This window comes from Pseudomonas sp. SF2, assembly GCF_036858055.1.
GTDB lineage: Bacteria > Pseudomonadota > Gammaproteobacteria > Pseudomonadales > Pseudomonadaceae > Aquipseudomonas.
The window spans coordinates 17,464-32,794 of sequence record NZ_JAMBDI010000015.1; the positions used below are offsets into that span (position 1 = coordinate 17,464).

Consider the following 15,331-nt stretch of genomic DNA (forward strand, 5'->3'; position numbering starts at 1 on the left):
GCTCTACATCATTCGAGGTGTTCGAGCAGCCGGCGCGCAGCTTCCTGGCCGCTGAGCCAGGCGCCCTCGACCCGTCCGGACAGGCACCAGTCGCCGCAGGCGTACAAGCCTTGGTCTGCATCGGCCAGCGCGCCCCATTCATGGTTGCTGCTCGGGCGGGCATACAGCCAGCGGTGGGCCAAGGCAAAAGTAGGTGGCGGCACCACGCAGCCGACCAGTTCGGCGAACTCGCCCCTCAGCTGTTCGATCACCTCTTCCTTGGGCAGGTCGATGTGTTGCCGGCTCCAGTTCGAGGTAGCGTGCAGTACCCAGGTGTCGAACTTCTCGTCACGCCCGGGTTTGCTACGGTTGCGCGCCAGCCACTCGAGCGGGTTGTCCTGCACGAAGCAGCCTTGCATCGGCGTGTCCAGCGGGGTCTGGAAGGCCAGGGCGACGGCCCAGGTGGGCTCCATCTGCACGCCGGCGGCCACGGCGGCGAGCTTGGGGGTGGAGGCCAGCAGCGGGGTGGCCTGCGGTGCCGGCACGGCGATCACCACGCGGCTGTAGGGGCCGTGGCTGCAGCCTTCGGTGTCCTGCAGGTGCCAGTATTGCTTGCCGCGGAACACCTCGGCGATGCGGCAGCCGAAGTTGACCGTCACGTCCTTGAGCAGGCCGCGGGTGATTGCACTCATGCGCGGCACACCCACCCAGCGCGTCTGCTCGTCGGGGGAGGGGGTGAGCTCACCATCGCGGTAGTTGTACAGCTGCGGTTTCCATTGTTCGGCCCAACCGGCGGCGACCCACTGCTGCACCTGCTCGACGAAGCGCCGGTCACGGGCGGTGAAGTACTGGGCACCCAGGTCCAGCGCGCCGACTTCGCTGCGCTTGCTGGCCATGCGCCCGCCACTGCCGTGGCCCTTGTCGAACAAATGCACGGATTGCCCGGCCTTTTGCAAGGCCTGGGCGGCTGACAAGCCGGCTATACCGGCCCCGATGATGGCGATAGGTACTGTCATGATGGCCTCTTCAAACCTTGCTGTAAGCAGACTACGCTGTCAGGTAAACCTGTACAATGCACAAAATTTGTATAAGGTTATTCCGCGTTGGCAGACAGGTTGACCTATGTTTATCCGAGAGCGTCGGGTCAAAAAAGTGCCTTGATGTTAAAAATAGACCACCGCCGCATTCTGCGAGGACACAGCCATGCATATATTGCTGACAGGTGGCACCGGGTTGATTGGCAAGCACCTGTGCCAGTACTGGCTCGGCCAGGGTCATCGCCTGACGGTGTGGAGCCGGCGACCTGAGCAGGTGCCGAAAATTTGTGGCACCGGCGTGCGTGGCATCGCCCGCCTGGAGCAACTGGAGGCGGATGATCAGTTGGACGCGGTGATCAACCTGGCCGGCGCGCCGATTGCCGACCGGCCCTGGACAGCCGCCCGGCGCAACCTGCTGTGGGCCAGCCGCGTCAGCCTCACCGAGCAGTTGCTGGCCTGGCTGGGCACCCGTGAACAGCGCCCGCAAGTGCTGATCTCCGGCTCTGCGGTGGGCTGGTACGGAGACGGTGGCGAACGCGAGCTGACCGAGGCTTCACCGCCGGTGCGCGAAGATTTCGCCAGCCAGCTGTGCATTGCCTGGGAAGAGACGGCCCTGCGTTCCCAGGCCCAGGGTATTCGCGTGGTGCTGGTGCGTACCGGGTTGGTGCTGGCCAGTGATGGCGGCTTTTTGTCGCGCCTGCGCGTGCCCTTCAAACTGGGGCTGGGCGGGCCTTTGGGCGACGGGCGGCAGTGGATGCCCTGGATCCATATAGACGACCAGGTCGCCCTGATTGATTTTCTCTTGCAGCACAAGGATGCCAGCGGTCCTTATAATGCCTGCGCCCCGGAGCCGGTGCGCAACCGCGAGTTTGCCAGGCGCCTGGGGCGCACCCTGCACCGGCCGGCCTTGCTGCCGGTGCCGGCACTGCTGCTCAAGGCCGGCCTGGGTGAGCTGTCGACGCTGCTGCTCGGCGGCCAGCGCGCGCGCCCGGTACGTTTGCTGGCGGCAGGCTTCACCTTCCGCTTCAACGATTTGCAATCGGCCCTGGACAACCTGTCCAGCCGCCTCTGACATAGGACGCTGCATGACCGATCACGCTCTGCTGCTGGTCAACCTGGGTTCCCCGGCCTCCACCTCGGTGGCCGATGTGCGCCGCTACCTCAACCAGTTCCTCATGGACCCTTACGTGATCGACCTGCCTTGGCCGGTACGGCGCCTGCTGGTGTCGCTGATCCTGGTCAAGCGCCCGGAGCAGTCGGCACACGCCTATGGCTCGATCTGGTGGGACGAGGGCTCGCCACTGGTGGTGCTGACCCGTCGCCTGCAGGCGGCGATGGTCGAGCACTGGCCCCATGGCCCGGTGGAGATTGCCATGCGCTATGGCCAGCCAGCCTTGCCCGAGGTTCTTGAGCGCCTGGTGGCCCAGGGTGTGCGCAAGGTGACCCTGGCGCCGCTGTACCCACAGTTCGCCGATAGCACGGTAACCACTGTAGTAGAGCTGGCCAGGCAGACGGTCAGTGAACGCCAGTTGCCGTTGCAGATGCGCGTGCTGCAGCCGTTCTACGAGCACCCGGACTACATCGAGGCACTGGGCGCCAGCGCCAGGCCTTACCTGGAGCAGGATTACGATCACCTGTTGCTGAGCTTCCACGGCTTGCCGGAACGGCATCTGAAAAAGCTGGACCCGACTGGCAAACATGACTTCCAGGCGGCCGATTGCTGCAAGGATGCCAGTGCCGATATGCGTGCGGTGTGTTATCGCGGGCAGTGCCTGGCCACGGCCAGGGCCTTTGCGCAGAAAATGGGCATACCCGATGGCAAATGGTCGGTGTCTTTCCAGTCGCGGCTGGGGCGGGCCAAGTGGATCGAACCCTATACCGAGGCGCGGCTGGACGAACTGGCCAAGGCCGGGGTGAAGAAGCTGCTGGTGATGTGCCCGGCGTTCGTGGCCGATTGCATCGAGACGCTGGAGGAGATCGGCATGCGCGGCAGCGAGCAGTTTGTCGAGGCGGGCGGGCAGGAGCTGGTGCTGGTGCCTTGCCTGAATGATCACCCGGAGTGGGTGAAGGTGCTGGCGGGAATGTGCGAAAAAGCCTGAGTCCAAGGTTGCCTGTTCTGGCCTCTTCGCGGGTAAACCCGCTCCCACAGGTTTTGCACAAGGCCTGAGGGCAGCGGGGTACCTGTGGGAGCGGGTTTACCCGCGAAGTGGCCGGGTCAGGCTAAAGCCGAATCAAGGCAACTGATCATCCAGTTTCTTGTGCTTCCAGCCATCATTGCCCGGCAAGATCAGGTTCAGGGCAATAGCCACGATGGCGCACAGGGCGATGCCCTTCAGGCCCCAGTCATCCGGGCCGTCACCGCTGCCGATCAGCACGCCGCCGATACCGAACACCAGGGTTACCGACACGATCACCAGGTTGCGCGCTTCGGCCAGGTCGATCTTGTGGCGGATCATGGTGTTCATGCCCACCGCCGCGATCGAGCCGAACAGCAGGCACAGGATGCCGCCCATTACCGGTACCGGGATGCTCTGCAGCAGCGCGCCGAACTTGCCGATGAAGGCCAGGGTGATGGCGAAGACCGCCGCCCAGGTCATGATCTTCGGGTTGTAGTTCTTGGTCAGCATCACCGCGCCGGTCACTTCGGCATAGGTGGTGTTGGGCGGGCCGCCGAACAGGCCGGCTGCGGTGGTGGCCAGGCCGTCACCCAGCAGGGTGCGGTGCAGGCCAGGCTTCTTCAGGTAGTCACGGCCGGTCACGCTGCCGACCGCGATAACCCCGCCGATGTGTTCGATCGCCGGTGCCAGGGCAACCGGGACGATGAACAGGATGGCCTGCCAGTTGAACGCTGGCGCGGTGAAGTTGGGCAGCTCCAGCCACGGTGCGGCGGCGATCCTGGCAGTGTCGACCACGCCAAAGGCGAAGGACAGGGCAAAGCCTACCAGCACGCCGGCAATGATCGGCACCAGGCGGAAGATGCCCTTGCCGAACACGGCGACGATCAGCGTGGTCAGCAGGGCCGGCATCGAGATCATCATGGCGGTCTTGTACGGCAGCAGCACGCTGCCGTCACCGGCCTTGCCCATCGCCATGTTGGCGGCGATCGGCGCCATGGCCAGGCCGATGGAGATGATCACCGGGCCGATCACCACCGGTGGCAGCATGCGGTCGATGAAACCGGTGCCTTTGATTTTCACCATCAGGCCCATGAAGGTGTACACGAAGCCTGCGGCCATCACGCCGCCCATGGTCTCGGCCAGGCCGAACTGGCCCTTGGCGAGGATGATCGGGGTGATGAAGGCAAAGCTCGAGGCCAGGAACACCGGTACCTGGCGGCCGGTGACCAGCTGGAACAGCAGGGTGCCGATGCCGGCGGTGAACAGCGCGACGTTCGGGTCGAGGCCGGTGATCAGTGGCATCAGCACCAGCGCGCCGAATGCCACGAAGAGCATCTGCGCGCCCGAAACGACCTGGCGCCAGAGCGGGTCGTTGAAGCCGTCCTGCATGGTCAGGCGTCCTTTTGCTTGGTGCCGAAGATCTTGTCACCGGCGTCGCCCAGGCCCGGCACGATGTAGCCGTGTTCGTTCAGGCGCTGGTCGATCGAAGCGGTGTAGATCTGCACGTCCGGGTGGGCTTTTTCCACCGCTTCGATGCCTTCAGGCGCGGCGACCAGGACCATGGCGCGGATCTCCTTGCAGCCGGCCTTCTTCAGCAGGTCGATGGTGGCGACCATCGAACCGCCGGTGGCCAGCATCGGGTCGATGATCAGGGCCAGGCGCTGGTTGATGTCCGGCGCGAGCTTTTCCAGGTAGGTGTGGGCTTCGAGGGTTTCCTCGTTGCGGGCAACGCCGACGGCGCTGACCTTGGCTCCCGGGATCAGGCTGAGCACGCCATCGAGCATGCCGATACCGGCGCGCAGGATCGGCACCACGGTAATCTTCTTGCCGGCGATTTTTTCAACCTGCACCTTGCCGCACCAGCCGTCGATCTCGTAGGTTTCGAGCGGCAGGTCCTGGGTGGCTTCGTAGGTCAGGAGCGCGCCGACTTCCTGGGCAAGTTCGCGAAAATTCTTGGTGCTGATATCGGCACGGCGCATCAGGCCGAGCTTGTGGCGGATCAGCGGATGGCGGATCTCACGAGTGGGCATAGGGGGGCTCCGAAAGGCGGGCAAAAAAACCGCGCTAGATTAATCTATTCAGCCTGTGCTGTCGTCTGGTCATTCTGGACGTTAGTCCATAAATGCTTGATCTGTGACGAGCGGATGCGTACCTTTGCCCGCTTTTCCAAAATGCCCCCCGGAGAGCGCCATGTCCGCCGATCTCGAGCATATCCGTCAAGTCATGCGTGAAGCTGACTGCCTGTACACCGAAGCCGAAGTCGAAGCGGCCATCGCCAAAGTCGGCGAGCAGATCTGCAAAGACCTGCACGACAAGAACCCGGTGGTGTTCTGCGTGATGAACGGCGGCCTGATCTTCTCCGGCAAACTGCTGACCCACCTGCAGTTCCCGTTGGAAGCCAGCTACCTGCACGCCACCCGCTACCGCAACCAGACCAGTGGCGGCGAGCTGTTCTGGAAGGCCAAGCCGGAAGTGTCGTTCATCGACCGTGACGTGCTGATCGTCGACGACATCCTCGACGAAGGCCACACCCTCAGCGCCATCATCGAGTTCTGCAAGCATGCCGGCGCGCGCTCGGTGCACACGGCGGTACTGATCGACAAGGACCATGACCGCAAGGCCAGCCCGGAGCTCAAGGCCAACTACGTGGGCCTGCCCTGCGTCGACCGCTACATCTTCGGTTACGGCATGGACTACAAAGGCTACTGGCGCAACGCCAACGGCATCTTCGCCGTCAAGGGGTTGTGATCATGCGCCAGCCTGCGTTCATCGACCAATCGCTGTTCGCCGGGCTGGCCGCACAGGCCGCCGCCAACCCGCGCGGGCGGCAGCATCACACCTTCCATGAGATGGAAGAACCCTGCCACCGCATGGTGGTCGGCCTGCAGCCGGGCACCTACATCCCGCCGCACCGCCACCTGAGCGCCGACAAGGCCGAAACGCTGATTGCACTCAAGGGGCGCTTCGGTCTGTTGCTTTTCGATGAGCAGGGGGCGGTGACCGACAAGCGGGTGCTGCAGGCAGGCGGCAATTGCCTGGGGGTGGACCTGGCCCCCGGCATTTACCATGGGCTGGTGGTGCTGGAGCCGGACAGCATCCTGTTCGAGTGCAAGGCTGGGCCATACCGGCCGGTGGGCGAGGGTGAGCATGCGCACTGGGCACCGCGCGAAGGAGAAGAGGGCGTGGCCGAGTACCAGGCCTGGATGCTCGCGCAGTTCGATTGATGTTGCCTGCATCGGCCTCATCGCCGGCAAGCCCAGACACAGCATGCTAGAGTGCTCCTTCATTCAAGGAGCCTCACATGCGTGCGTTTCTTCCCCTCCTGCTGGCGGTCAGCCTGCCACTCGCCGCCGCACCGCTGCACAGCCAGTTCCTGCCACCTGACGACCAGTCCCTGCGCCAGGAAGCGCCGACCGGCCAGCAATTGCTGCAAGTGACCGACTACTCGGTGGTCGTGGGCACCCAGCGCCAGTCCGACCAGCAGCCGATCCCGATCACCTCGTCGTTGCAGGTGCGCCTCAAAGGCAAGCCGCTAAGCAAGGGTGCGACCATCGCCCAGGTGCTGCTGACCTTCGACGGTGAGGCTGCCAAGAGCTTGAAGAAGCCTGTGTACGACGAGAAAACCCGCACCCTGAGCCTGAATTACCCGCTCAGCGACTACCGGGTGATCATGGACCTGCTGCGCAACGAGACGCTGTATGTGCAGTTTCTCACGTACGGCAACGGCCACGTCTGGGCCGACCTGCACACCGGTACCGTACGTACGCGTTGAGGCGCCCGGCCTGCGGGGGGTACACTGCCGGCCTTCGAAATTTCGTGATGGTCCAGTTGGAGTCGGCAATGCGTAAAGACAAGAAACAGGTAATCGGTGACGAGATCAGCGACGACTACATCAAGACGTTCCTTCAGTTCGAGCCTGCCGATGGCGTGACCTCGCCGTCGCTGCACAAGCTGGTCAAGGCCTACCGTGGCCTGCGCATCGACGATTTCGAGCGTTTTGTCGGCTTCTTCGTCGAGGCCGGGCTGGACCTGGATGGCAAGGACGAACACGGCAAGACCTTTGTCGAACAGATTGCCGACCAGCGCAATGCGGCGGATTACATCGAGATCATCGCCAAGGCCCGTGGTTGATTTGTAAACCTGCTCCGGCCTCTTCGCGGGTAAACCCGCTCCCACAGGTACAGCGCAGCCCTAAGCTGTGGTGCTGTCCTTGTGGGAGCGGGTTTACCCGCGAAAGGGCAGGAACAGGCTGACATCCAGGCACAAAAAAACGCCCCGAGGGGCGTTTTTTCGTTACCGGGCGAATCAGGCGTAGTGCTTGGCTGCCGGGCTGCTTTCCACCAGTTCCAGTGCCACGTCGTTGTCGGCACTGATCTTGTGGTACAGGGCGGCATCGGTCGCCAAGGTCTTCTCGCGAGCCGGGAAGATTTCCTTGAGCTTGGCAGCCCAGGCACCTTTGGCCTGCTCGGGGAAGCAGCGTTCGATCAGTTCCAGCATGATCGACACGGTGACCGAAGCACCCGGCGATGCGCCGAGCAGTGCAGCCAGGCTGCCGTCCTGGGCCGAAACCAGCTCGGTACCGAACTGCAGCACGCCGCCTTTCTTCGGGTCTTTCTTGATGATCTGCACACGCTGACCAGCCACTTCCAGGCGCCAGTCTTCGGCCTTGGCCTGTGGGTAGAAGCGACGCAGGGCTTCCAGGCGCTGCTCCATCGACTGCATCACTTCGCTGACCAGGTACTTGGTCAGGTCCATGTTGTCACGGGCCACGGCCAGCATCGGGCCGATGTTGCCCATGCGCACCGACAGCGGCAGGTCCATCAGCGAGCCGTGCTTGAGGAACTTGGTGGTGAAGCCGGCATAGGGGCCGAACAGCAGCGATTTCTTGCCATCGACCACGCGGGTATCCAGGTGCGGTACCGACATCGGCGGGGCGCCTACTGCGGCCTGGCTGTAGACCTTGGCCTGGTGCTGCTTGACGATTTCCGGGTTGTCGCAACGCAGCCACTGGCCGCTGACCGGGAAGCCGCCGAAGCCTTTGCTTTCCGGGATGCCCGACAGCTGCAGCAGCGGCAGGGCCGCGCCACCGGCGCCGAGGAAGACGAAGCGGGCGTCCACTTCACGGCTGCCGCCGCTGTTGACGTCCTTGATGCTCACGGTCCAGCCCTTGCCGTTACGGCGCAGGCCGACGACCTTCTTGCTGTACTTCACTTGGGCGTCCTGCGAGTCGCCCAGCAGCTTCAGCAGCTTGTTGGTCAGGGCGCCGAAGTTGACGTCGGTGCCCTTGAGCACGCGGGTGGCGGCGATGTGCTGGTCGGCCGGGCGGCCTGGCATCATCAGCGGCATCCAGTCGTTCATCACGGCCTTGTCTTCGGTGTATTCCATATCGGCGAAGGCATGGTGCTGCTTGAGCAGCTCATAGCGCTTCTTGAGGAAGGAAACACCCTTGTCACCCTCGACGTAGCTCAGGTGCGGGACAGGGTTGATGAAGGCACGCGCCGAGCCGAAGTTGCCCTTCTTGCTCAGGTAGGCCCAGAACTGGCGCGAAACCTCGAACTGGGTGTTGATGTGCACGGCCTTCTTGATGTCGATGCTGCCATCGGCGGCCTGGGGCGTGTAGTTAAGCTCGCACAGGCCGGCGTGGCCGGTGCCTGCGTTGTTCCAGGGGTTGGAGCTTTCCGCGGCTCCGGAGTCCATCGCCTCCACGACCTCAAGCTTCAGGGTCGGGTCGAGCTCCTTGAGCAGTACGGCCAGGGTGGCACTCATGATGCCCGCGCCTACCAGTACCACATCAACCGATTCGTTCTGCGCCATTTAACGCGTCTCCACAATCTACAGCTACCTAATTGACAGCATAGGACCTGGGTTTGCCAGGTTCGCCATGTCCGACTTTTCGCAGTTCTTGCAACTTCCGCGGACACCGCCAATCAGTCTTCGGGTTCAGGTATTGAACGCGGCTTGCCACGGGTGCGGCAATTCGACTTATGGTCAAGGTGTCGTGCGTGCGTTATGGAACGGCTCAGACACTCATACGGGATGAGCGCATTTGCCGCCTGTTCAGGGCTGTTCGGGACACATCTGCCGCTTTTGCACATGCCAGACTGTTCATTTGCTCGCCACACTCTTGTGAAGTTGTGAAAACCGTTTTTTCACGCTCTTTTGGAGACGTGAACCTCAAAAGGGGACTGCGCGATGGCAACCCGCAGGTTCATGCAGTGTGAAGGGCCGGAAAAGCAGGCACGACAGCCGATGCAAGACCTGAGTGGAAGGCTCTCTGTGGGCGAAGCGTTGAAGTTGCCGGGGTCAATCGGCGAGTGCGGGGCCCGATCAGGAGACGTCCTTATAATCGGGGGGAGATTATAGCGATGTCGCGGGCAGAAATGTCGCCATTCGTGGTTTTTATTGCAGCGTTTGTCAGGCCGCGAGGATGCGCTGGTGCCAGCGGCGGCTTGCGCGGGCGCAAACCCGGGCGCTGGCGGGCAGTTCGCGGCCCAGCCAGGCAAGCTGGATTTCGCCGACCTGGACCCAGCCGCTGCCGCTGGGCGCCTGGCTGCATTGCTTGAAGGCCAGGCATTTGCCGTCGGCGTCGAGGCGGGCATAGGCGTTGTGGCGCGGGCGTTGGAAGAGCAGGGTCCAGAGCGAGGCCATGGCGACGAGTCCTTTGCGTTAGGGCTTGGCGCAAGGATAAGGGCGTGGCGATGAAACGATTGTGACAAGCGGGTCGGACCGATGACTGGTCGATGCGTGGCTAGGTATACTGTGGGCCTTCGCCGCTTTTTCTGGAGTAACGCGCATGTTGCAACGTCTGTTGTTCGGTTTGATCGCCGTGGCCAGCCTCAGCCTGGTCGGTTGTGCCCACAGCCCGCAACAACTCAACCCGCAACCCACGCTCAAGGCCCAGCTCGCCCCGGTCGGCCATGGCCAGCCGGTCGTGGTCCGGGTGGTTGACGGGCGGGCTTCGCAGTCCCTGGGCACTCGCGGTGGCATGTATCCCGAGACCAGCACCATCAGCGTCAGCGGTAACGACATCGTGCCCAAGTTGCAGGCCCAGGCCGAAGCCGCCGTGCGCCTGCTCGGCTTCACCCCGACGCCGAACGCCTACAACGCACCGCAGCTGACCGTGACCCTGGCCGAGCTGAAGTACCAGTCGCCGAAAGACAACCTGTACGTGACCGAGGCTACCATCGGCGCCACCTTCCGTGCCGACGTGTCCAATGGCGGCCGCCGCTACAGTGGTCGTTATGGCGCTTCGCTGGACCAGCGTTTCGGCATGGCGCCGAACCAGGAAACCAACACCCAGCTGGTGGGCGATGTGCTGAGCGATGCCCTGACCCGCATGTTCAAGGACCCGACCATCGGGCAGGTGCTGGGGCAGTAAGCCTTCATCAGGTAAAACTAAACCCGCTGCCTGTGATCCGGGCAGCGGGTTTTTTGTTGTCTGTACCGGCCCTTTCGCGGGCACGCCCGCTCCTACAGGGATATCACTGGACCTGAACATAGTGATGTTCCTGTGGGAGCGGGCGTGCCCGCGAAGAGACCGGCAAATCCTCATGCCATGCCAGATGAAACTTGATGACACTTTGTCGCCTGGGCCGGGCGTCAGGTAGCGACTTGGGTAAAATGCAGGCCTTTGCCGTCGCTCATACCGAGGTTGCGTGATGTCCTTGCAAGTACTCTGGGGGTTCCTGGCCGCCCACCCGATCAAGCTGATCAATCTGCTGGCGCTGCTGCTGACCTGCCCGGGCGGGTGGTTGCTGCACAGTGCACGGCGGCGCGAGGCCGAAACCCGCGAATACATGACAATGTGCGAGGGGGTAGTGGACGCATTCGACCTTCGGGTGCCGCGCTATTTCTACATTCTCGGTTTTTCGTGCCTGGCGATGGCGTTGCTGTTGTCCTGGTTCAGTACCTGGGTCTGAAAGCCTGGGGCTGCAAAGCAGCCCCGGCATTCGTTCAGGCAACCGGCGCCTGCTGCCTGACCTGGTACTGGTTACGCACCGGCGTCGCATACTGCAGCACCAGGTACGGCCGCTGCTCCTCAGGGCAGGCATCCAGGCGGCGTTGCCATTCCTCCTTGGCCCGGGCCAGCTCATCAGCCGGGAACACCTTCTCGGCGCTGGGCACCTGCAGCGCCTCATCCTTGCCATCCCACATCGCATAGGCCAGGTAGTGCACCGGGAACAGCCGGTAGCCACCGAGGATCTGCCGGTCGATTTCCGCTGCCAGCTGCTTGGTGTCCTCGTGGTACTCGGTCACCGGCGGGGCGAAGTTGATGTGCACCCGGCCCTTGTAGCCGGTAATGCCCTTGGCGATGCTGTTGTCGTCCTCGCCCGGCGCCTTCTTGTAGGTACCGGTGGTGGCGCGGATGTACAGCTCGCGGGCCTTGGCCTGGTCGCACGGGTCGTATTCGTAGCTGATCGACACCGGCGTCAGGTTCAGGCTCTGGATCACCGCGCCGAACGGCTCGTCCTTGCGGCTCATGTGGAACATCTTGAGGATTGCCGAATCGGTGCGGTCGTCACCGTCCTTGGCCCGGCCTTCGGCCTGGGCGATCCAGATCGACGTGGCGTCGTTGCGGATCGAGTGGTTGATGTAGGCCGAGAGCAGCTGGTAGGCCGCCAGCTTCTCGCGGCGCCCACTGATCGAGCGGTGCACGATGAAGCTCTTGTTCAGGCGCATCATGTCGCTGACAAACGGCTTTTGCAGCAGGTTGTCGCCAATGGCGATGCGCGGCGTGGGCAGGCCGGCGTGGTACACCGCATAGTTGACGAAGGCCGGGTCCATGACGATGTCACGGTGGTTGGCCAGGAACAGGTAGGCGGTACCGGCCTTGAGCTGCTCCACGCCCGAATAGGTGACGCCGTCGGTGGCGCGGTCGATGGTCTGGTCGACGTAGTACTCGACTTTGTCCTGCAAGGTCGAGACACAGGTGACGCCGGCGAACTCCTTGCGCAGGCGGCGAGCGATCAGCGGTTTGAGCAACCAGCCGAGAGCACCGGCCGCACGCGGGAAGCGGAAGTGGGTGAGGATATCGAGGAATGCCGGGTCGCTGAGCAGGCGTGCCAGAACGGCAGGGACCTCAGCGTCGTCGTACGGTCGGATGGCATCGAATTCGCCCATCATGCTCTCTTGTTGGAAACGGCTAGGGTAATAAGGTAGGGACGGGTTCCGAAAAACGGCTCGGACACACACAGGCCCTGTAAATAGACCGGCAATTATACGCATAAGTCACTGCGGAGACCTCGATGCTGGAAACCGACTTCTATGATTGCCCTTATTGTGGCGAACGTGTGGAAACCACTGTTGACCTGTCAGGTGGTGACCAGGTCTACACCGAGGACTGCCAGGTGTGCTGCCAGCCTGTGGTGTTCATTCTGCAGGTGCATGGTGACGAATGGATGCTCGAAGTCCGCCGCGAGGACGATACCTGATGCAACGCATCTACGAACCGGAAAGCCTGCTTGAGGCGGAAATGCTGGCGGGCATGCTCGCCAGCGAGGGGGTCGAGGCGCACCTGGTCGGCCGTGACCTGGTCGGTGCTGCCGGCGAGCTGCCGCTGCAGGGCCTGCTGGGGCTTGCCGTGGCTGATGAGCAGGCCGAATACGCACGGCAACTGATCGATGCGTACAATGACGCCCAGCCACTGGTTGGCGACGAACCGGAGAGTTTCCCCGGTACCTTGATCTGCTAGGTTCTGAAATCGCCCATGTGTGGACGTTACGCCCTGTTTCGCTGGCCCCAGGCCCTTGCCAGTCTGCCTGGCTTTCCCGCCGGCCAGCCACCTCAATGGAACATCTCGCCAGGCGGCACGGTGCTGATCCAGCGCCAGCTCGACGGCCAGCTGCAACTGGCCAAGGCGCGCTGGGGGCTGACCCCGGCCTGGCTCACCGACCTTTCGCGTACCCCCGCCCATGCCCGCGCCGAGACCCTGGCCGAGCAGCCGATGTTTCGTGACGCGTTTCGCCAGCGCCGCTGCCTGATGCCGGCCAACGGCTTTTACGAATGGCGTGGCAGCGTGCGCAAGCGCCCGTACTGGCTGACCCCGGGGGAGGGCGCGTCGCTGTACTTCGCTGCCGTGTGGGAGGCCTATCCGGTGCAGGATCAGGTGTGGCTCAGTTGCGCAGTGGTGACCCAGGCGGCGATGAACCAGCGTCGGCCGCTGATACTGGACGAGGCAGGGCAGGCGGCCTGGCTTGACCCGGACACGCCGCTGACCCGCCTGCATGAATTGCTGGCCAGCCCGTCGGCGACGTTGCGCGAGCGGGCCCTGGCGCATTTCGTCAATGACCCGAAGCTGGATGCACCGGAGTGCCTGACCCCGGCTTGATGGGTTGCCTGTACCGGCCTCTTCGCGGGCGCGCCCGCTCCCACAGGTATTACACTGACCTTAGGCTGACGGCATTCCCTGTGGGAGCGGGCATGCCCGCGAAGAGGCCAGTGCAGGCGAAGAAAATCTTCCGTGCGGCTATGGCGGCCCACCGACGAGTCAGCCTACGATACGGCGCATGTAAAAAGGGAGTGTTTTCATGCGTAAGTCTTTTGTCGTCAGTCTGTTGAGTGCCGGCATTCTGCTAGCCGGCTGCCAGGCGGTGAACACCACCAGCGGCGGTGCTGTCGGCGTCGAGCGCCAGCAGTACATGTTCAGCATGCTCTCGACCGATGAGGTCAACCAGATGTACGCCCAGTCGTACCAGCAGACCCTGGGCGAGGCATCGAACAAAGGCGTGCTCGACAAATCCAGCGCTGATGCCAAGCGTGTCCAGGTAATTGCCAACCGCCTGATCGCCCAGGCGCCCAAGTTCCGCCCGGATGCCGCGCAATGGAACTGGGAAGTCAACGTGATCAAGAGCGACGAGCTCAACGCCAACTGCGGCCCGGGTGGCAAGATCATCGTCTACACCGGGCTGATCGACCAGCTCAAGCTCACCGATGCGGAAATTGCGGCGGTGGTGGGCCACGAGATCGCCCATGCCTTGCGTGAGCACAGCCGCGAGGCGATGTCCAAGGCGTACGGTGTGGAAATGGCCCGCCAGGGTGCCGGCGCCCTCTTTGGCCTGGGCCAGAGCAGCATGGCCTTGGCCGACACCGTGGTGAACTACGCCATGACCCTGCCCAACAGCCGGGCCAACGAGAACGAAGCCGACCTGATCGGCCTGGAGCTCTCGGCGCGTGCCGGTTACGACCCGAATGCCGCGATCACCTTGTGGAACAAGATGAGCCAGGCTTCCGAAGGCGCACCGCCTGAGTTCATGAGCACTCACCCGGCATCCCAGAGCCGCATTGCTTCGCTGCAGGCGGCGATTCCGAAGGTGATGCCACTGTATCAGGCGGCCAGGAAGTAAGACCGTAAGGGGCCGCAGAGCGGCCCCCGTCAGCAGTCAACCCACCCAGCCACTGGCTTTCATCGCCGAGTACACGGCCACGATCGCCAGCACGAAGAACGCCGTGGCCGCCAGGCGACGGATCAGCGTCAGCGGCAGTTTGTCCGCCGCGAAGTTACCCGCCAGTACCACCGGCACGTTGGCAATCAGCATGCCCAGGGTGGTGCCGATAATGACCATGATCAGGTACGGATACTGTGCAGCCAGCATCACCGTGGCGACCTGGGTCTTGTCACCGATTTCAGCCAGGAAGAACGCGATCAGCGTGGTCAGGAACGGCCCGAAGCGGCGTGCCGGGTTCTCGTCGTCATCCATCTTGTCCGGTACCAGGGTCCACAGTGCAGTGGCGGTGAAGCTCGCAGCCAGAACCCAGTGCAGGGCCGAGTCACTGAAGAAACTACCGACCCACGCACCCACGGCACCGGCCGCGGCATGGTTGGCCAGGGTGGCGGCGATGATACCGGCGATGATCGGCCAGGGCTTGCGGAAGCGGGCAGCGAGAATGAGCGCGAGCAATTGCGTCTTGTCGCCGATTTCGGCGAGGGCAACGATGGCGGTGGGGACCAACAGAGATTCCAGCATCAGGATTCCTACGGGGGCGGGTCGACACGGCTATGACACGTACAGCCTTCCCGCCCCGGGTAAGGTGTGCGTGTCATAGGTCTTGTCAAACCCTGGATCCGTCTATGCGGATCTCGCCATGCAGGCTGGCATGGTGGGTCGCACGCGCCATGGTCTGTGGACCAAGTATGTTGACGCGTACCGGGCGAGCTGGGGGCTCGCGGGAGACTACTCCCCTAGGACGGTGCGGATTCTG

The 15,331-nt window shown here is 63.3% G+C and carries 19 protein-coding genes and 1 riboswitch; of the genes, 12 read left to right on the forward strand and 7 right to left on the reverse strand.

What is annotated here, in order from left to right; translation table 11 throughout:
* Positions 1 to 8: 8 nt before the first annotated feature.
* A complete protein-coding gene (locus M2S36_RS11040) occupies positions 9 to 995 on the reverse strand; it encodes an NAD(P)/FAD-dependent oxidoreductase (RefSeq protein ID WP_063911231.1) in 987 nt (328 codons plus the stop codon).
* 187 nt (positions 996 to 1,182) lie between these two features.
* On the opposite strand from M2S36_RS11040, the gene M2S36_RS11045 reads away from it, so the two are divergent.
* Positions 1,183 to 2,088, forward strand: coding sequence for a TIGR01777 family oxidoreductase (locus M2S36_RS11045; protein WP_207832441.1), 906 nt, complete (start codon positions 1,183 to 1,185; stop codon positions 2,086 to 2,088).
* 13 nt (positions 2,089 to 2,101) lie between these two features.
* A complete protein-coding gene (hemH, locus tag M2S36_RS11050) occupies positions 2,102 to 3,115 on the forward strand; it encodes a ferrochelatase (protein WP_207832442.1) in 1,014 nt (337 codons plus the stop codon).
* 132 nt (positions 3,116 to 3,247) lie between these two features.
* Here the strand turns inward: hemH and M2S36_RS11055 are convergent, their stop codons facing one another.
* Both M2S36_RS11055 and upp read right to left on the reverse strand, forming a co-directional pair.
* Complete coding sequence (locus M2S36_RS11055) at positions 3,248 to 4,522, reverse strand: uracil-xanthine permease family protein (RefSeq protein ID WP_046616023.1); 1,275 nt, start codon at positions 4,520 to 4,522, stop codon at positions 3,248 to 3,250.
* A gap of 2 nt (positions 4,523 to 4,524) precedes the next feature.
* Entirely contained in the window at positions 4,525 to 5,163 is a 639-nt protein-coding gene (gene upp / locus M2S36_RS11060; protein WP_063911234.1) for a uracil phosphoribosyltransferase, read from the reverse strand.
* A gap of 160 nt (positions 5,164 to 5,323) precedes the next feature.
* On the opposite strand from upp, the gene M2S36_RS11065 reads away from it, so the two are divergent.
* The 4 genes from M2S36_RS11065 (at position 5,324) to M2S36_RS11080 (ending at position 7,264) form a co-directional block, all read left to right on the forward strand.
* On the forward strand, positions 5,324 to 5,881 hold the full coding sequence (locus M2S36_RS11065) for a hypoxanthine-guanine phosphoribosyltransferase (protein WP_003256346.1): 558 nt from the start codon (positions 5,324 to 5,326) through the stop codon (positions 5,879 to 5,881).
* Positions 5,882 to 5,883: 2 nt separating this feature from the next.
* On the forward strand, positions 5,884 to 6,357 hold the full coding sequence (locus M2S36_RS11070; RefSeq protein WP_233693841.1) for a WbuC family cupin fold metalloprotein: 474 nt from the start codon (positions 5,884 to 5,886) through the stop codon (positions 6,355 to 6,357).
* Positions 6,358 to 6,434: 77 nt separating this feature from the next.
* Positions 6,435 to 6,905 carry a hypothetical protein gene (locus M2S36_RS11075; RefSeq protein WP_013970925.1) on the forward strand — a complete coding sequence of 157 codons (471 nt, stop codon included), beginning with the start codon at positions 6,435 to 6,437 and terminating at the stop codon, positions 6,903 to 6,905.
* Between the two features lie 68 nt (positions 6,906 to 6,973).
* Entirely contained in the window at positions 6,974 to 7,264 is a 291-nt protein-coding gene (locus tag M2S36_RS11080; protein ID WP_063911237.1) for a PA4642 family protein, read from the forward strand.
* A gap of 174 nt (positions 7,265 to 7,438) precedes the next feature.
* Here the strand turns inward: M2S36_RS11080 and mqo are convergent, their stop codons facing one another.
* On the reverse strand, positions 7,439 to 8,947 hold the full coding sequence (gene mqo / locus M2S36_RS11085; RefSeq protein ID WP_063911238.1) for a malate dehydrogenase (quinone): 1,509 nt from the start codon (positions 8,945 to 8,947) through the stop codon (positions 7,439 to 7,441).
* A 600-nt stretch (positions 8,948 to 9,547) separates the two neighbouring features.
* On the reverse strand, positions 9,548 to 9,781 hold the full coding sequence (locus M2S36_RS11090) for a hypothetical protein (RefSeq protein WP_063911239.1): 234 nt from the start codon (positions 9,779 to 9,781) through the stop codon (positions 9,548 to 9,550).
* 145 nt (positions 9,782 to 9,926) lie between these two features.
* Here M2S36_RS11090 and M2S36_RS11095 point away from each other — a divergent pair, with 145 nt between their 5' ends.
* Positions 9,927 to 10,511 (forward strand): YajG family lipoprotein, encoded by a 585-nt coding sequence (locus tag M2S36_RS11095; RefSeq protein ID WP_013970929.1) that lies wholly within the window; start codon positions 9,927 to 9,929, stop codon positions 10,509 to 10,511.
* 280 nt (positions 10,512 to 10,791) lie between these two features.
* Entirely contained in the window at positions 10,792 to 11,052 is a 261-nt protein-coding gene (locus M2S36_RS11100; protein ID WP_207832446.1) for a hypothetical protein, read from the forward strand.
* A gap of 34 nt (positions 11,053 to 11,086) precedes the next feature.
* On the opposite strand, the gene M2S36_RS11105 is transcribed toward M2S36_RS11100, so the two are convergent.
* The gene (locus M2S36_RS11105) at positions 11,087 to 12,253 is read right to left on the reverse strand and encodes a 1-acyl-sn-glycerol-3-phosphate acyltransferase (protein ID WP_024086266.1); all 1,167 of its coding nucleotides are present in this window, start codon (positions 12,251 to 12,253) and stop codon (positions 11,087 to 11,089) included.
* A gap of 125 nt (positions 12,254 to 12,378) precedes the next feature.
* On the opposite strand from M2S36_RS11105, the gene M2S36_RS11110 reads away from it, so the two are divergent.
* The 4 genes from M2S36_RS11110 (at position 12,379) to M2S36_RS11125 (ending at position 14,475) form a co-directional block, all read left to right on the forward strand.
* Positions 12,379 to 12,564, forward strand: a complete 186-nt coding sequence (locus M2S36_RS11110; protein ID WP_063911241.1) for a CPXCG motif-containing cysteine-rich protein — start codon at positions 12,379 to 12,381, stop codon at positions 12,562 to 12,564.
* Positions 12,564 to 12,824 carry a putative signal transducing protein gene (locus M2S36_RS11115; protein WP_133970277.1) on the forward strand — a complete coding sequence of 87 codons (261 nt, stop codon included), beginning with the start codon at positions 12,564 to 12,566 and terminating at the stop codon, positions 12,822 to 12,824. The genes M2S36_RS11110 and M2S36_RS11115 overlap by 1 nt, the downstream gene beginning before the upstream one ends.
* A gap of 15 nt (positions 12,825 to 12,839) precedes the next feature.
* A complete protein-coding gene (locus M2S36_RS11120) occupies positions 12,840 to 13,460 on the forward strand; it encodes an SOS response-associated peptidase (RefSeq protein WP_207832449.1) in 621 nt (206 codons plus the stop codon).
* A 199-nt stretch (positions 13,461 to 13,659) separates the two neighbouring features.
* The gene (locus M2S36_RS11125; protein WP_207832451.1) at positions 13,660 to 14,475 is read left to right on the forward strand and encodes a M48 family metallopeptidase; all 816 of its coding nucleotides are present in this window, start codon (positions 13,660 to 13,662) and stop codon (positions 14,473 to 14,475) included.
* A gap of 36 nt (positions 14,476 to 14,511) precedes the next feature.
* Here the strand turns inward: M2S36_RS11125 and M2S36_RS11130 are convergent, their stop codons facing one another.
* On the reverse strand, positions 14,512 to 15,096 hold the full coding sequence (locus M2S36_RS11130; RefSeq protein WP_207832452.1) for a TMEM165/GDT1 family protein: 585 nt from the start codon (positions 15,094 to 15,096) through the stop codon (positions 14,512 to 14,514).
* A gap of 87 nt (positions 15,097 to 15,183) precedes the next feature.
* A riboswitch (yybP-ykoY riboswitch) is annotated at positions 15,184 to 15,324 on the reverse strand.
* Between the last annotated feature and the right edge of the window lie 7 nt (positions 15,325 to 15,331).

What these genes read in the sequence shown, in the direction of transcription:
- M2S36_RS11040 (WP_063911231.1), bottom strand. Translation starts at nt 995, where the DNA reads ATGACAGTACCTATCGCCATCATCGGGGCCGGTATAGCCGGCTTGTCA.
- M2S36_RS11045 (WP_207832441.1), top strand. Translation starts at nt 1,183, where the DNA reads ATGCATATATTGCTGACAGGTGGCACCGGGTTGATTGGCAAGCACCTG.
- hemH (WP_207832442.1), top strand. Translation starts at nt 2,102, where the DNA reads ATGACCGATCACGCTCTGCTGCTGGTCAACCTGGGTTCCCCGGCCTCC.
- M2S36_RS11055 (WP_046616023.1), bottom strand. Translation starts at nt 4,522, where the DNA reads ATGCAGGACGGCTTCAACGACCCGCTCTGGCGCCAGGTCGTTTCGGGC.
- upp (WP_063911234.1), bottom strand. Translation starts at nt 5,163, where the DNA reads ATGCCCACTCGTGAGATCCGCCATCCGCTGATCCGCCACAAGCTCGGC.
- M2S36_RS11065 (WP_003256346.1), top strand. Translation starts at nt 5,324, where the DNA reads ATGTCCGCCGATCTCGAGCATATCCGTCAAGTCATGCGTGAAGCTGAC.
- M2S36_RS11070 (WP_233693841.1), top strand. Translation starts at nt 5,884, where the DNA reads ATGCGCCAGCCTGCGTTCATCGACCAATCGCTGTTCGCCGGGCTGGCC.
- M2S36_RS11075 (WP_013970925.1), top strand. Translation starts at nt 6,435, where the DNA reads ATGCGTGCGTTTCTTCCCCTCCTGCTGGCGGTCAGCCTGCCACTCGCC.
- M2S36_RS11080 (WP_063911237.1), top strand. Translation starts at nt 6,974, where the DNA reads ATGCGTAAAGACAAGAAACAGGTAATCGGTGACGAGATCAGCGACGAC.
- mqo (WP_063911238.1), bottom strand. Translation starts at nt 8,947, where the DNA reads ATGGCGCAGAACGAATCGGTTGATGTGGTACTGGTAGGCGCGGGCATC.
- M2S36_RS11090 (WP_063911239.1), bottom strand. Translation starts at nt 9,781, where the DNA reads ATGGCCTCGCTCTGGACCCTGCTCTTCCAACGCCCGCGCCACAACGCC.
- M2S36_RS11095 (WP_013970929.1), top strand. Translation starts at nt 9,927, where the DNA reads ATGTTGCAACGTCTGTTGTTCGGTTTGATCGCCGTGGCCAGCCTCAGC.
- M2S36_RS11100 (WP_207832446.1), top strand. Translation starts at nt 10,792, where the DNA reads ATGTCCTTGCAAGTACTCTGGGGGTTCCTGGCCGCCCACCCGATCAAG.
- M2S36_RS11105 (WP_024086266.1), bottom strand. Translation starts at nt 12,253, where the DNA reads ATGGGCGAATTCGATGCCATCCGACCGTACGACGACGCTGAGGTCCCT.
- M2S36_RS11110 (WP_063911241.1), top strand. Translation starts at nt 12,379, where the DNA reads ATGCTGGAAACCGACTTCTATGATTGCCCTTATTGTGGCGAACGTGTG.
- M2S36_RS11115 (WP_133970277.1), top strand. Translation starts at nt 12,564, where the DNA reads ATGCAACGCATCTACGAACCGGAAAGCCTGCTTGAGGCGGAAATGCTG.
- M2S36_RS11120 (WP_207832449.1), top strand. Translation starts at nt 12,840, where the DNA reads ATGTGTGGACGTTACGCCCTGTTTCGCTGGCCCCAGGCCCTTGCCAGT.
- M2S36_RS11125 (WP_207832451.1), top strand. Translation starts at nt 13,660, where the DNA reads ATGCGTAAGTCTTTTGTCGTCAGTCTGTTGAGTGCCGGCATTCTGCTA.
- M2S36_RS11130 (WP_207832452.1), bottom strand. Translation starts at nt 15,096, where the DNA reads ATGCTGGAATCTCTGTTGGTCCCCACCGCCATCGTTGCCCTCGCCGAA.